The organism is Caldisalinibacter kiritimatiensis, assembly GCF_000387765.1.
In the GTDB taxonomy this organism is placed as follows: domain Bacteria; phylum Bacillota; class Clostridia; order Tissierellales; family Caldisalinibacteraceae; genus Caldisalinibacter; species Caldisalinibacter kiritimatiensis.
Genome location: NZ_ARZA01000072.1, coordinates 1 through 14,558, shown reverse-complemented (window position 1 = coordinate 14,558; position 14,558 = coordinate 1). Strand labels below are relative to the sequence as shown.

The 14,558-nt window shown below is 29.0% G+C and carries 16 protein-coding genes and 1 riboswitch; all 16 genes read left to right on the top strand.

Features of this window, described 5'->3' with window-relative positions:
- The first annotated feature begins 58 nt into the window (after positions 1 to 58).
- The 16 genes from L21TH_RS15065 (at position 59) to L21TH_RS03745 (ending at position 14,527) form a co-directional block, all read left to right on the top strand.
- Positions 59 to 1,009: a response regulator transcription factor gene (locus tag L21TH_RS15065; RefSeq protein WP_052002644.1), complete on the top strand. Its 951-nt coding sequence runs from the start codon at positions 59 to 61 to the stop codon at positions 1,007 to 1,009.
- Between the two features lie 106 nt (positions 1,010 to 1,115).
- Positions 1,116 to 1,730, top strand: a complete 615-nt coding sequence (locus L21TH_RS03815; protein WP_006309381.1) for a methyltransferase family protein — start codon at positions 1,116 to 1,118, stop codon at positions 1,728 to 1,730.
- Between the two features lie 44 nt (positions 1,731 to 1,774).
- Positions 1,775 to 2,233: a GNAT family N-acetyltransferase gene (locus L21TH_RS03810; RefSeq protein ID WP_006309380.1), complete on the top strand. Its 459-nt coding sequence runs from the start codon at positions 1,775 to 1,777 to the stop codon at positions 2,231 to 2,233.
- 92 nt (positions 2,234 to 2,325) lie between these two features.
- Positions 2,326 to 2,408: riboswitch (ZMP/ZTP riboswitch) on the top strand.
- Positions 2,409 to 2,470: 62 nt separating this feature from the next.
- Positions 2,471 to 4,699 carry a formate C-acetyltransferase gene (pflB, locus tag L21TH_RS03805; RefSeq protein ID WP_006309379.1) on the top strand — a complete coding sequence of 743 codons (2,229 nt, stop codon included), beginning with the start codon at positions 2,471 to 2,473 and terminating at the stop codon, positions 4,697 to 4,699.
- A gap of 15 nt (positions 4,700 to 4,714) precedes the next feature.
- Positions 4,715 to 5,422 carry a pyruvate formate-lyase-activating protein gene (gene pflA / locus L21TH_RS03800; protein ID WP_006309378.1) on the top strand — a complete coding sequence of 236 codons (708 nt, stop codon included), beginning with the start codon at positions 4,715 to 4,717 and terminating at the stop codon, positions 5,420 to 5,422.
- Positions 5,423 to 5,542: 120 nt separating this feature from the next.
- On the top strand, positions 5,543 to 6,022 hold the full coding sequence (locus tag L21TH_RS03795; RefSeq protein WP_006309377.1) for a flavodoxin domain-containing protein: 480 nt from the start codon (positions 5,543 to 5,545) through the stop codon (positions 6,020 to 6,022).
- Positions 6,023 to 6,163: 141 nt separating this feature from the next.
- Positions 6,164 to 6,880, top strand: coding sequence for a small ribosomal subunit Rsm22 family protein (locus L21TH_RS03790; protein WP_006309376.1), 717 nt, complete (start codon positions 6,164 to 6,166; stop codon positions 6,878 to 6,880).
- 65 nt (positions 6,881 to 6,945) lie between these two features.
- The gene (locus tag L21TH_RS03785) at positions 6,946 to 7,518 is read left to right on the top strand and encodes a hypothetical protein (RefSeq protein WP_034429242.1); all 573 of its coding nucleotides are present in this window, start codon (positions 6,946 to 6,948) and stop codon (positions 7,516 to 7,518) included.
- 15 nt (positions 7,519 to 7,533) lie between these two features.
- Positions 7,534 to 8,487: a DUF1848 domain-containing protein gene (locus L21TH_RS03780; RefSeq protein ID WP_006309374.1), complete on the top strand. Its 954-nt coding sequence runs from the start codon at positions 7,534 to 7,536 to the stop codon at positions 8,485 to 8,487.
- 435 nt (positions 8,488 to 8,922) lie between these two features.
- The gene (locus tag L21TH_RS03775) at positions 8,923 to 9,825 is read left to right on the top strand and encodes a GNAT family N-acetyltransferase (protein WP_006309373.1); all 903 of its coding nucleotides are present in this window, start codon (positions 8,923 to 8,925) and stop codon (positions 9,823 to 9,825) included.
- Between the two features lie 110 nt (positions 9,826 to 9,935).
- The gene (locus L21TH_RS03770; protein WP_006309372.1) at positions 9,936 to 10,646 is read left to right on the top strand and encodes a DNA alkylation repair protein; all 711 of its coding nucleotides are present in this window, start codon (positions 9,936 to 9,938) and stop codon (positions 10,644 to 10,646) included.
- 19 nt (positions 10,647 to 10,665) lie between these two features.
- Positions 10,666 to 11,415, top strand: a complete 750-nt coding sequence (locus tag L21TH_RS03765; RefSeq protein ID WP_006309371.1) for an exodeoxyribonuclease III — start codon at positions 10,666 to 10,668, stop codon at positions 11,413 to 11,415.
- 145 nt (positions 11,416 to 11,560) lie between these two features.
- Positions 11,561 to 12,292, top strand: a complete 732-nt coding sequence (locus L21TH_RS03760) for a hypothetical protein (protein ID WP_006309370.1) — start codon at positions 11,561 to 11,563, stop codon at positions 12,290 to 12,292.
- A 479-nt stretch (positions 12,293 to 12,771) separates the two neighbouring features.
- The gene (locus L21TH_RS03755; protein ID WP_034429239.1) at positions 12,772 to 13,158 is read left to right on the top strand and encodes a hypothetical protein; all 387 of its coding nucleotides are present in this window, start codon (positions 12,772 to 12,774) and stop codon (positions 13,156 to 13,158) included.
- Positions 13,159 to 13,533: 375 nt separating this feature from the next.
- Complete coding sequence (locus L21TH_RS03750) at positions 13,534 to 14,001, top strand: PTS sugar transporter subunit IIA (RefSeq protein ID WP_006309366.1); 468 nt, start codon at positions 13,534 to 13,536, stop codon at positions 13,999 to 14,001.
- 121 nt (positions 14,002 to 14,122) lie between these two features.
- Positions 14,123 to 14,527 (top strand): hypothetical protein, encoded by a 405-nt coding sequence (locus tag L21TH_RS03745; protein WP_006309359.1) that lies wholly within the window; start codon positions 14,123 to 14,125, stop codon positions 14,525 to 14,527.
- Positions 14,528 to 14,558: the final 31 nt, after the last annotated feature.

Sequence of the window (14,558 nt, the reverse complement as noted above, 5' to 3'; positions counted from 1 at the left end):
AACAATCTATTCTTGAGGGCTAGCGCCCATTAAAATCTTTTAGATGCGAAACTTCTGAATGCTTAATAGCTCACAAGAATCAGAAATAGCAAATTACATTAAAGTAGTAAAACTACCAATGGGTATGTGCTATTATGAAATGAATAAAATATCTTTAGCTATTGAAACTTTGAAAGAAGCTAAATCTGGAATCGATAGCCTTAAGCTTGTTCATATGCACGGACTTGTAGAAAAATATTTGTTTGATTGCTATAAAATAATAAATGATAAAGCAGATATGATTGAGATAATAGAAGATTTGGAATATATCTTCAAAAATTTACATTATCCTCAAATTAAATATTTGCTTACAACAATGAAAATAAAAAATGCGTTAGCATTAAAACAGAAACCAAAAAAGAAATGGATAGAGGAATTAGAACTGGCGTTTCAGTTGAATCCAGATTCAATTCCTACGTTTATATTAGAAACCTTGACAGAGTTGAAACTTAAAGGGTTTAGCGAAATTATATCAAAGGATATATTGATTCAAAAACTTCAAGAATTACAAATAATAAAACATATACCAGAAATTCAATCAATAAATTTATACTTAGCTGAATTATTATACTGTTTAGAAGATATTAGTGCATGTAAAGCTCATTTAAAAAATGCTTGTGATATTTATTTAGAGTATGGATTATTTGGTCAATTCTTTAATAAAAATTTAGATTGTTATATTTATCTTGGAGGCATCGAACCTGCTTTAGCAAAGGAATTAAATAAAAATTATATACGAAATAAACCTACTAAAATTGTTGAAATTGATATAAATGAGAACTTAACAAATAGAGAATTAGAAATTCTTCAGTTAATTGCTAAAGGAAAATCTAATAAAGAAATATCAAAAGCATTATTCATTAGTATTGGAACGACTAAGTGGCATATAAATAACATTTTTTGTAAGCTTGGAGTGAATAGAAGGTTCCATGCAGTAGAAAAAGCGAGGAAACTTAACCTTATTCAGTAATATAAATAATTATATTCCCTAACTAAAACCATAACTTTAGTTAGGGGATTTTTATATTTATAAGTATTATAATTAAAAATAAATAAATTTTTAGGAGGAATTTAAAATGCAAGAAACATTACATGGTCACTTTAATCAATGGGGGGCTGTAGCTTTTTTCATTATTATTTATTCAGCATTATTACTTTTTATACCTTTTTATAGAAAGATGAATAGAAAACCAGCAACTGCATATATGGCATTTGTTTTAGCCTTTGCTATTGAAATGCATGGAATACCTATGAGTATGTACTTCATTTCCTGGGTAATAGGTAAAAAATTACCTGATGGAATACTGTGGGGACATACATTAAATCAGTATATTGGCTATTGGGGAATGTATATTAATATTGGTTGTGCGATTGTAGCTATTCTTTTGATTGCAAATGGCTGGTATAATATATATCATAAGTATTGGTCAAAGGAAAAAGGAAGAGGGCAAGTAGTAAAGACAGGAATTTATCGTTACATTAGGCATCCACAATATACGGGATTTATATTACTTACAATAGGTATGATGTTTGAGTGGGCTACATTATTTATGCTTCTCATTTGGCCTGTTATTATTTATACTTATTACCGTTTAGCAAAGCGAGAGGAAAAAGATATGATTGAAGAATTTGGCCAAGAATATATAAGTTATATGAAGGAAACAAAAATGTTTATTCCCTTCGTAGTTTAACATTTTTAAATTTTTACAAGATAAAAATAGGAGGCTAATGTTTTATGTTAAAACTAGTAAATGCAAAGGAATATGAAGAAGGTATTGATAAAGCTATTGAATATATACATGGAGTATGGGGGAATGATGATAATTTTATGTTTTATAAAGATGCAATTTACCATTCTCATATAGAAGGCAAAATACCTCAATTCTTCTTACTTCTTAAAGAAGAAAAAATTATAGGGTGTTCAGCATTAATTATAAACGACTTTATAAGTCGTCATGATTTGTATCCTTGGTTTGCATGCTTATTCGTAAATAAAGAAGAGCGAGGAAATGAATATGGAAAGTTATTAATAAAGTATGCTGAACAACAGGCAGCAAAAGCAGGATTTGATAAATTATACTTAACAACAGATCTTGATGGATATTATGAAAAATACGAATGGAATAGAATTGAAGATGGAATAGACTTATTTACTGGCAAACCAACTAGGATTTATTTAAAAGAGCTTTCATAAGAAGTAATGTTTGTATTATAATCCTATAAAAATAAAACTATTGACAAAGCTTAGATGTATTGTTACCATAAAAATATATAAAATTTATTTATACTAAATCACATGACTGGCGGAAGTGGAATTAACCACATGGAGTGTGATTTAAAGAGATGAGCCGACCGCCTGGGCAAAGATTAGTCCAGGGGGTCTTTTTTTGATTACTCCTGGACAAGATTTAAAAGTCGAGGAGGTATTTTTATGTTTAAAAAAGAATGGATAGGATTTAATAAAGGTAAATGGACAGATAATATTGATGTAAGGGATTTTATCAAAAAGAATTATACTCCATATGAGGGTGATGAAAGGTTTTTAGAAGGAACAACAGAAAAAACAGAACGACTTTGGGAAAAATGTAAAGAACTTATCATGAAAGAACTTAAGGCAGGCGTTCTTGATGTTGATGCAGACAATATATCTGGTATTGATAGCTTTGGACCAGGGTATATAGATATGGGAAATGAAGTAATAGTAGGCTTACAGACAGATAAGCCTCTAAAAAGAATTATAAATCCATTTGGTGGAATTAGAATGGTAGAATCAGCGCTAGAGTCGTACGGATATAAACTAGATAAAAATAAAGAACAAATATTTAAAAGCTATAGAAAAACACATAATCAAGGAGTATTTGATGTATATACAAAAGAAATGAGAAAATCAAGGAGTGCAGGTTTACTTACAGGACTTCCTGATGCATATGGTAGAGGAAGGATAATAGGTGATTATAGAAGGATAGCACTTTATGGTATAGATTATTTGATAGAAAAGAAGGAAGAAGATTATATTAATTTAAAAGGCTTTATGAGTGAAGACTTAATAAGAAAAAGAGAAGAAGTAAAAGAACAAATAAAAGCATTAAAGAAAATAAAAAGAATGGCTATGAGTTATGGAATAGATATTTCAAATCCAGCTAAAAATGCAAAAGAAGCTGTACAGTTTATATATTTTGGCTATTTAGCAGGAATAAAAGAAAATAATGGTGCAGCTATGTCATTAGGAAGAACTAGTACATTTATTGATATATATATACAAAGAGACTTAGATAATAACTTTTTAACAGAAAAAGAAGCACAAGAAATTATAGACCAATTTGTAATAAAACTTAGAATGGTAAGACACCTAAGAACTCCAGAATACAACGAATTATTTGCAGGTGACCCTAATTGGATAACAGAGGCTATAGGTGGCATGGGGATAGATGGAAGAACAATGGTGACTAAGACTTCATTTAGATTTCTTAATACATTAAACAATCTTGGAGCAGCTCCTGAACCTAATATGACTGTGTTGTGGTCTGAGAAACTTCCACAGGCATTTAAAGAATATTGTGCTAAGATGTCAATTATAAGTGATTCTATTCAATATGAAAATGATGATATTATGAGACCAGTATATGGAGATGATTATGGAATAGCATGTTGTGTTTCAGCTATGGAAATAGGAAAGGAAATGCAGTTTTTTGGTGCTAGATGTAATTTAGCAAAGGCACTTTTATATGCTATAAATGGTGGTATAGATGAAAAGAAAAAGACTGTAGTAATAGATGGAATAAATAAGATAGAAGATGAAGTATTAGATTATAAAAAAGTAAAAGAAAATTATTTTAAGGTATTAGAATATGTAGCAGAGCTTTATGTAAACACAATGAATATTATTCATTATATGCATGATAAATACGCTTATGAGGCAGGTCAAATGGCACTTCATGATACAGAAGTAAAAAGAATAATGGCATTTGGAGTAGCCGGATTGTCTGTAGTAGCAGATTCTTTAAGTGCTATTAAATATGCTAAAGTTAAACCTAAAAGAGAAAATGGTATAGCAGTAGATTTTGATATAGAAGGTGATTTTCCTAAGTATGGAAATGATGATGATAGAGTTGATGATATAGCGGTAGAGATTTTAACAAAGTTTTCAAATGAACTTAAGAAACATGAAACATATAGAAAAGCAAGGCATACATTGTCGGTATTAACTATTACTTCAAATGTAGTTTATGGAAAGAAAACAGGAGCTACACCAGATGGGAGAAAAGCTGGCGAAGCTTTTGCACCAGGAGCTAATCCAATGCATGGAAGAGACGGAAGTGGAGCATTAGCTTCTCTAAACTCTGTTGCAAAAATACCTTATCGTAATGTATGTGAAGACGGTATTTCAAATACATTTTCCATAGTACCTCAAGCACTGGGAAATGATGAAAAAGCTAGAGTAAATAATTTAGTGTCTATACTTGATGGTTACTTTAGTCAAGGAGCGCACCATCTTAATGTAAATGTTTTAAATAGGGAAACACTTGTAGATGCAATGGATCATCCTGAGAAACATCCTACATTAACTATAAGAGTATCCGGATATGCAGTTAATTTTAATAGACTTACTAAAGAGCAACAGATGGAAGTAATAAAGAGAACCTTCCATGAATCCATATAGAATAGGATGTTGTAAATGATTGGTAAAATTCATTCAATAGAATCATTAGGATTAAACGACGGTCCAGGTGTAAGATTTGTAGTATTTTTTCAAGGCTGTAATTTAAGATGTGTATACTGTCATAATCCTGATACATGGAGCATAGCTTCAGGTGAAGAAATAACTCCAAAACAATTAGTTAATAAGGCTATTAGATTCAAATCATATTTTAAAAGTTCCCAAGGAGGTGTGACCTGCTCTGGAGGAGAACCATTACTGCAGCCTGATTTTCTTATAGAGTTTTTAAAGCTTTGTAAGAAAAATGGCATACACACAGCTATAGACACAGCAGGAGTTGGTATCGGCAAATATGAAGAGATATTAAAATATACAGATTTAGTATTACTAGATATAAAACATATAGATGAAAAAGGATATGAAAAAATAGCAGGTGGGAACTATGATGAGTTTAGAAGATTTGTAAAAGTATTGAAAAAAACTGATATAGATTTATGGATTAGACATGTAGTAGTACCTACAATGACAGATAGTGAAAGTCATATAAATAGTTTAAGAGATATAATAGGTGGATTTGATAATGTGAAGAAGATAGAATTACTACCATATCATACATTAGGGGTAAATAAATATAAAAAAATGGACATTCCTTATAAATTAGAAGGAGTTAAGCCTATGGATAAAGAAAAGATTAAAGTATTAGAGAAAATAATTCAAAAGGTATAACATTTTTATTCAAACTTTAAGGTATTCTGATAATATAGATTTATTAAAGCCAAATATAATTAAAGACAATGGATATAGATACTATTAAGTAATTATTTTATAATTAATGGGGGTTTAAAAATGAAAACATTAATAATTTATGGTACTAAATATGGTTGTACAGAAAAATGTGCAAAAATCTTGTCTGAAAAATTAACTGAGGAAGTTGAGCTATATAACTTAAAAGAAGTAAATGATATAGATATTTCAGATTACGATAAGGTTATTATTGGAGGTTCAGTTTACATTGGTAAAATTAGAAAAGAAGTAACAAAGTTTTGCTTAAGAAAATTAAATGAATTAAAAGGTAAAAAGGTTGGACTATTTATTTGTTGTATGGCTGATGGGGAAGCTGCTGAAAAACAGTTAAATGATGTTTTTCCAAAAGAACTTATGACTAATGCTATTGCAAAAGAAAACTTTGGAGGGGAATTTATTTTTAATAAGATGAATTTTTTTGACCGATTTATAGTAAAAAAAGTATCTAAAACTGACACAGACCAATCTAATATACACATAGAAAATATCAATAGATTTGCACAACTTATGAATAATGTTTAGGAAACTTAAAAACTTTGTTTTGAGTGATGATCGATGCTGAGGTTTACACCTCGGTTTTTTTATTTTTTGTAATTAGTGTAATAACAGAAGTGCAAAATTAATAAAAATATAAGGACAAGGCATAAACAAAGGGGGATAGTTTTGAAAATAACCAATGGATTTATTAAATTAGAAGGGAATGAATTTAAAACTCTTTTTAATTATTTAGATGAAGAAATTCAATATCCAGAATATTTACAAATATTAATTTTAAAAGAGTTTTTAAAATCTTTAGGATTAAAACCTAGAAATGATGACAATGATTTAGATAGCCTTTTCAGTATGATTCCAATAGAAGTATTAGAAGAAATAGTAGAAGTTATAAATAATCTATACAGCATACAACAAAAAGTAGATTATAAAAACATATATTTACCTTATTTAATATATTATCTACCAATTAACACGTATAAGGTTCATAGGTTATTATCAGACTTAATACTAAGAAATTTACTAAAAAAAGATATTACCCTATTAGATGTTGGTACAGGCCCGGGTTCTGTTGTAATTGGTGTTATTGAATTTTATAAAATACTTGCGAAGGAATATAGTAGTATTAACTTCAGTATACAATTATCTATTTTAGATGCAGAGAAGAAATTTCTTAAAATAGCCGAAAATTTAATTAAAGAAATATCAAAGGATTTACCTAGAAACTTATCTGTTAATATAAAAGAAGTAATGAATATAAAGCTAGACAACTGGTTTACAATTTCAGGGAATTATGATTTAATTTGTACAAGTAATGTATTAAATAGATTTGAAATTGAAGACAATTTTTATATTAGTAATTTTTTCAAACTTTATCAGATGTATTAAATAATGATGGAGCAATTCTTGCCATTGAGCCCGGAGATAGAGAGGATTGTATATTTTTTAAAGACTTGAGAAATGAAGTACTGGAGTTTTGTAACTTAAGATTATATTCTCCATGTAATTACCTTTGGGGAGATAAAAAACAATATAGCTGTTCCTGCTTTTCTACTGGTAAGGTATTTTGGAAAAAGCCACTTATTATCGGAAAACTAAATGAAAATGGTTTAATTAAAAATAGAAGAGATGTGTCATTTAATTATATGATTTTAAAGAAGGATTCTAATAATAAATATGCTACTATAAAAGAAGCTAATGTATTTACTAAATTAAAGGATGTATATATAAAGGAAAATCAAAAAATAAACGTTCAAGGTATAGTCAGATGTGTTATGGAAAAGCCAAATTATTTATTTGCAAGTATATGTGATGGAACAAAAGCTATGTCTGATGATGAACATGTACATATAGCTTTAAGACTTGATAATAAAAACTTAAAAGATAGATATTATAGTGTACTTAAACATATGAATCTAGGACAAAAGATAATAGGAAAAAATTTAAAATGTGAAAGAATGTGGAAATATCCAAAAAGCTATATTTTAATAATCGAAGAGGATTCTGATTTAGAGTTTTATTATTAAAAATGGGGTGTTTGTATGATTATCAGTGTTAGTAGAAGAACTGATATACCAGCATTTTATAGTGATTGGTTTTTTAATAGGCTTAAAGAAGGATATGTATATGTTAGAAATCCATTCAATAGAAAGCAGGTAAGTAAAATAAATTTAAATCCAGAAGTGGTAGATTGTTTCGTCTTTTGGACAAAGGACCCGTTACCAATGATGAAAAGGCTAGATGAACTAAAAGACTATTGTTACTATTTTCAGTTTACCTTAACCCCTTATAGAAGGGATATTGAAACGAATATTAGAAAAAAAAGAGATATAATAAAAACATTTAAACAATTATCTAATATTATTGGAAAAGAGAAGGTTATATGGAGATATGACCCTATTTTTATAAATGAGTTTTATAATAAAGAATATCATTATGAATGGTTTGAAAGATTTGCTTATGAATTAAGTAACTATACAGAAAAGTGTGTAATTAGCTTCATAGATTTATATAAAAAGACTCTAAGAAATACAAAGCATTTAAATATAGAAGAGTTAAAAGATGAGGATATTTTTCAAATAGCAGAAAAGTTTTCTAGTGTAGCACAAAAATATAACATAAAAATAGAAACATGTTCCGAATCAATAGATTTGACACAATATGGGATAAAAAAAGGTAAGTGTATAAATGATAAATTAATATCGAGAATATTAGGTTGTCAATTAGACGTTAAGAAGGATAATACTCAAAGAGAGGTCTGTGGATGTGTAAAGAGTATTGATATAGGTGAGTATAATACTTGTAAGCACAATTGCTTATATTGCTATGCAAATTTCAATTACAAACAGGTAGATGAAAAATATAAAAAGCATTTAAGGAATTCACCATTATTGGTAGGGGAATTATACGGGGATGAAAAAATTACAGTTAGAGAAATGAAATCAATTAAATGTGATAACAATGGACATATGGAACAATTAAAGTTAGATATATAGTTTTAAATGAGCCAGGGGATTTTCCTTTGACTCATTTTTTCTAGCTACTTACTATAAATGAAGTTACGTAATATATATAAAAAAACACAAATATTTTCAGAAGTTTCACATTATTAATTCTATTTATGATATAATATCCATAATAGTTTGAGAAGGGTGGTTAAGTATGAATAAAATTATGTTATTAACATTAATAAAATATCATACCTTCTGTTCTATGGTGAAATATAGAGAGTCTAATTAAGATTGTTTTTGGTAATATTGACTATATTAAAACAATAGAAGTTTTACTTTTGAATATATACCCTAGAGCAGTAATAATGCTTTAGGGTGTTTTTATTGCCTAGATTAACTAAAGGGTGTTTTGGGGATGATTATTGCATAATAGGTTGAGAAAACTACATTATGTCAATAACTATTTAAGGGGGAATGAAGATGACAATAATATCAAGACCATATAATAAAGAGAAAGACTATGAAAGGGTATCAGACTTTTTAGTAAAGACATATAGTGACAAAAATGATTTTCAAAACTGGCATCAGCCAAGATGGGAGTATATGCATTATCATCCATATTTCTATAATGAAGAGTTGCAGAAGATACATGACAAAATTAGGATATGGGAGGATGACGAGAAAATTGTTGGAGTTGCTCATTTTGAGCATACACTAGGGAATTGTTACATTGAAATTGATAAAGAGTATTCAGATTTGCAAGATGAAATGGTTCAATATGCAGAGGAAAATTTAAAGGGGCAGTCTGAAGGAAGAAGTTTTCTTACATTTTATGTAAACGAGCATAACAATCAATTTAAAGAAATTTTAAAATCAAGGGGATACAAAAATGCTAAAGAATATAACGAGTACATGTCAGTATTTGAAACAGAAAAGGAATTTCCAGAAATAACTCTACCAGAGGGATTTAAATTACAAAGCTTAGAAGATGAAAATAACTTAAACAAGTTACATAGAGTTTTATGGAGAGGGTTTAATCATGGCGATGAACCAGATGACGACCTTTCTGGAAGAAGACTAATGCAGTCTGCACCAAACTATAGAAAGGATTTAAATATTGTTGTGGTAGCACCTGATGGAAACTATGTATCATATTGTGGTATGTGGTATGATGATAAAAATAAATTTGCTTATGTTGAACCAGTAGCAACAGACCCTGATTACAGAAAGATGGGCCTAGGGAAAGCTGCTGTATTAGAAGGTGTCAGAAGGTGTAAGGAGCTAGGAGCAACTAAAGCCTATGTAGCAACAAATAAGAAGTTTTACTTGAAAATTGGGTTTGAAACAATATATACAATGGAAGCTTGGGGTAAAGTATTTTGATTAGAAAGTGAGTTAGGGGATTGTCCCTTGACTCACTTTCTTTTTAAGAAGGAAAAAACATTATTACTATGGAATAAGTATGTATATAGCTTTAAAATTAGGAGGATATAATGGATAAAATAAAGGAAATTAAGGAGGAACTTAATAAGTATATAGACAAAGAAAAAGCTGAATTCCTACCAAAGTTTTTTAAATCTTACCCAGGAGGTTATGGTGAAGGTGATTTGTTTATAGGAGTGTCAGTTCCAAATCAAAGAAAGGTTGCAAAAAAGTTTAAAGATTTATCATTAGAGGAAATACAAAATCTTCTTAATGAAGATATACATGAATATAGATTGACGGGGTTAATTATACTAGTGGATAAATATGAAAAAGCTAAAAGTGATGAAGATAAACAACAGATTGTAGATTTTTATATTAAAAACATAGACAGGGTTAACAACTGGGATTTAGTTGATTCTACAGCATACAAGATATTAGGACCATATTTAATATATAAGGACAAATCACTTTTATATGAATTTGCAAATTCGGGACATCTCTGGAAGCAAAGAGTAGCTATAATAGGAACAAAGTATTTTATAAGCAAAGGGATGTATGAAGATACACTTAGGATTTCCGAAATATTACTTAAACATCAACATGATTTAATTCATAAAGCTGTAGGTTGGATGCTTAGAGAAGTGGGTAATAAAGATAAAGAGGTGGAAAAAGAGTTTTTAAATAAATATTATATGAAAATGCCTAGAACTATGTTAAGATATGCAATAGAGAAATTTGAGAAAGAAGAAAGACAAAAATATCTAAAAGGAGAAATATAAAATATCTGGAGGGATATAAATGAGATTAGTTTCGTGGAATGTGAATGGTTTAAGAGCTTGTGTTCGTAAAGGTTTTTTAGATTATTTTAATGAAGTAGATGCAGATATCTTTTGCGTTCAAGAAATTAAGTTACAAGAAGGACAAATAGATTTAGACATAGAGGGATATGAGCAATACTGGAATTACGCTGTAAAAAAGGGGTATTCAGGAACAGCAGTTTTTACAAAGGTAAAACCTATATCAGTCCAATATGGAATAGGTATTGAAGAACATGACCAAGAGGGAAGGGTAATAACATTAGAATTTGATGATTTTTACTTGGTAAATGTATATACACCAAATTCTCAAAGAGAATTAGCAAGGCTTGACTACAGAATGATTTGGGAAGATGAATTTAGAAATTATCTTAAGGAATTAGATAGTAAAAAGCCAGTAATATTATGTGGGGACTTGAATGTAGCTCATAAAGAAATAGATTTAAAAAATCCAAAATCAAATACAAAGAATGCAGGATTTACAAAAGAGGAACGAGACAAGATGACAAAGCTTTTAAAATCAGGTTTTATAGATGCTTTTAGATATTTTTATCCCAATAAAGAAGAAGCTTATACATGGTGGTCTTATATGAGAAAAGCAAGGGAAAGAAACGCAGGCTGGAGAATTGACTATTTTGTAGTATCAGAAAGACTTAAGAATAGATTAGTAGATAGCCAAATACATTCCCATATAATGGGTAGCGACCACTGTCCTGTATTTCTAGAAATGTAGTTTATAAAGTGAGTCAAGGTACAGTCCTTTGACTCACTTTTATGGAAAATAAAAAAACAATGGAAAAAATTGACTAGAAAACAAAGGTATGTTATAATAAAGCGAAGGAAAAATAAGGAATATCATAAAGGGTTGGAGGGATAAAATGAAAAGGGGTATTGCGTATATTTTACTTACAATATTATTCATATCATTAGTATTAGTAGGTTGTAATAGTAATAATTCTAATATAAAGGAAGCAAGTAAACATCAACAAGAAATTAATCAAAAAGACGAGGAAATAGAAGAGCTAAAAAATATAATTAACTCAAAAGAAAAAGAAATATCAGATTTAATGACTGAAAAAGAAATGCTAAGAAACAAATTGTCATCAAAAGAATCAGATATAAAATATTTAACAGAAGAAGTAGATTATTATCGTAAATTTATTGATTCTATTCTTACAGAAATGACGGAAGATGAGTTAATAGAAATTGCTAAAAATGAAGTATGGTACACACTAAAATTTAAGCCAGGAAAGCTTGAAAAAGACAATGATAATGAATACACACCTGTTCCTAAAGATGGGAAAATAGAGGTAAATGAGTCTAATTTCTTAGTTACTTTAAGTGAACGACAAACTATGCATCGAATCTTGAGTCCTAAAGAGTATCCAAGTATTTATGAAAAAGTACGAATTGATAAATACACTAACCATATAAAAATCAAAAACTACTCTAACTATGAAGTTCAACCAGCATCAGGGACAATAGTTGATGCTAATACTTACTGTTTTAAAGATGTGCCTAAAGGGACTGTTATTGAAATTGAGATAACAGAACAACTACAAAAAAGATTGGGCTTAAAAACAAGGACGGTAAAAATCTCTGTTAAATAATTCAATATTAATATTAAACAAGGTCAGGCTTAAAATACTCTTTTTAAAGAGATTATAGCCTGATTTTTTTATATAAGAAAGTATATTTACAGTATATGCTATAATCAAGCTATATACGGAGATTGGAGCATGGAGAAAATAATGATAGAGACCTAAGAGTATTTGACCAAAACCTGAGAACTAAGAGCTAAGAACTAACTAAAAAGCTACTAACTACTAACAACGAACTACTAACTGACAAATCGGCGAAGTCGATTTTGTTCTTTTTCATTATTAATATGGTTACATTGGATATTTATAAATTAGCGTATAGTTTACCTTTGTTTGACTGTCTAACTAAAAAGTGATAGACTAAACCTATCGAAGAAAGTATTAGCAAAATACGGGTTAAAAGGAATTACATTGTACATAAAAATATAGAATAAATTAAAACATTGCTAATTAAAATATAATATTAATATTTATAGGAGTGTTTAATGATGAATAAAAAAGTAGTATCTTTATTAGTTATAATTTGTTCAATATTGTTAATCACAAGTTGTGCTTTTGAAAAAGAGCCAAAAGAATTTTTTACAAGTGAAGAAGGACATGATTATAAAAAGTTTGATAAAAGTAGCAGTCTAGATGGTAAAGCTTTCACTGTAGAAGATGCAGGTAAATATGAATTTACAGTAATAGCTAAAATGGAAAAAGGAAATTTTACATTTAAGTTATTAAACGAGTCAGAAGAAGAGATTTTCACTTTAGAAGGAAAAGAAATTAATGAGAAAAAGACTATATATTTAGAAGAGGGTGTATATTATTTAAGGCCAAGAACACATAATGCAGAAGATGGTAGTTATGAGATACACTACAAAAAATTATAAATATTTAAGGGAATTAATGGCTGAAAGTGGTTATAATTACTTGGTAATATAACCACTTCTATTTTGTTGATTTTATTAAGGGCGACAATAACAAAAAGCAATTAATGGTAAAATCATAAATAATATTTAATTAAATGAGGTGGAAGTATGAAAAATCTAATAGTAACAGGTTTATTTAATGATGATATCGATAGAAGTGACTAATTGGTTGGAAAATCGAAAATAAAGACTTAAAAAATTTTGGTATATATGATATATTATGTATTGTCCCTCTTGAATAAACAATAGAAGAAGCTATGAAATTGGCTAAAGAAAATACTTATAATATAGCAAAAGTAGTTTATGAAAAATATTTGATGAAAGGAGAATAATAAAATGTTCTTAAAATTTAAGAAAGAAGAAGATATATGTTCACCAATAAACGGTACAGTTAAACCTATTACAGAAGCACCAGACCCGGCTTTTTCTCAAAAGATGATGGGAGATGGATTCTGTGTTGAACCAGAGGATGGAGTAGTAGTATCACCAGTAAAGGGAACAGTTGCAACTGTATTCCCAACAAAGCACGCTGTTGGAATTACAACAAAAAAAGGTTTAGAATTAATCATTCACTTTGGTATGGAAACAGTATCATTAAACGGAGAAGGATTTACAGCTTTAGTTGAAGCAGGAGATAAAGTGGACGTTGGAGATGAATTATTAAAGGTTGACATTGAAAAAATCAAGGATAAAGTACCATCACTAGTTACTCCTGTTGTCGTTTCAAATGCAGAAGGAAAGACATTTGATTTAGTTAAAGAAGGAAAGGTAAATAGAGGAGAAGTAGTATTAAAAGTGAAATAAGACGGGAATTTAAGACTGTAAGAGGAGAAAATCTTCTTACAGTTTTTTTAGTGCTAAATTCACTACTTCTATTCAATAAGAATATAATAAAGTAAATGTTTAATGGATAGAGGTGAAATTAATGCCTGTAGTAGAGAATTTAATATTAACTTCGTTTTGTTCAAATGACCCAAATGTCAATAGAAGATGGCGAGTGCGTAATCCTAATGCTTTTGATGTTGAATATACATTTCAGGTAATAGGTACTTCTCAAACAGGAACCAATATTGCACCACCTGGAGATTCATTTTTCTTTACACATACTGTTCCAGGGTCAAATACAACAAGAATTACATGGCTAGATGAAGATGACAATCCTCGTTCTACAGTAAAGGCTAGTAGTGGAGCTGAATGTACTGAAGAGCCAGGAACCTTGAAAATTGTTAAGGTACTTACATCAGGGCCATTAATGACCAATGTAAATAGAACAGAAACATGGCGGTTTGAGATAAGGATAGAAATAGATAGTTGCAAAATACAAAATTAAACTTATCCACAGAAAATTAGTAAAAAAAATA

Coding starts and splice junctions, on each gene's coding strand:
- pflA (WP_006309378.1), top strand. CDS start 4,715: ATGATTGGTAAAATTCATTCAATAGAATCATTAGGATTAAACGACGGT.
- L21TH_RS03775 (WP_006309373.1), top strand. CDS start 8,923: ATGACAATAATATCAAGACCATATAATAAAGAGAAAGACTATGAAAGG.
- L21TH_RS15065 (WP_052002644.1), top strand. CDS start 59: ATGCTTAATAGCTCACAAGAATCAGAAATAGCAAATTACATTAAAGTA.
- L21TH_RS03765 (WP_006309371.1), top strand. CDS start 10,666: ATGAGATTAGTTTCGTGGAATGTGAATGGTTTAAGAGCTTGTGTTCGT.
- L21TH_RS03780 (WP_006309374.1), top strand. CDS start 7,534: ATGATTATCAGTGTTAGTAGAAGAACTGATATACCAGCATTTTATAGT.
- L21TH_RS03815 (WP_006309381.1), top strand. CDS start 1,116: ATGCAAGAAACATTACATGGTCACTTTAATCAATGGGGGGCTGTAGCT.
- L21TH_RS03755 (WP_034429239.1), top strand. CDS start 12,772: ATGAATAAAAAAGTAGTATCTTTATTAGTTATAATTTGTTCAATATTG.
- pflB (WP_006309379.1), top strand. CDS start 2,471: ATGTTTAAAAAAGAATGGATAGGATTTAATAAAGGTAAATGGACAGAT.
- L21TH_RS03795 (WP_006309377.1), top strand. CDS start 5,543: ATGAAAACATTAATAATTTATGGTACTAAATATGGTTGTACAGAAAAA.
- L21TH_RS03770 (WP_006309372.1), top strand. CDS start 9,936: ATGGATAAAATAAAGGAAATTAAGGAGGAACTTAATAAGTATATAGAC.
- L21TH_RS03745 (WP_006309359.1), top strand. CDS start 14,123: ATGCCTGTAGTAGAGAATTTAATATTAACTTCGTTTTGTTCAAATGAC.
- L21TH_RS03760 (WP_006309370.1), top strand. CDS start 11,561: ATGAAAAGGGGTATTGCGTATATTTTACTTACAATATTATTCATATCA.
- L21TH_RS03810 (WP_006309380.1), top strand. CDS start 1,775: ATGTTAAAACTAGTAAATGCAAAGGAATATGAAGAAGGTATTGATAAA.
- L21TH_RS03750 (WP_006309366.1), top strand. CDS start 13,534: ATGTTCTTAAAATTTAAGAAAGAAGAAGATATATGTTCACCAATAAAC.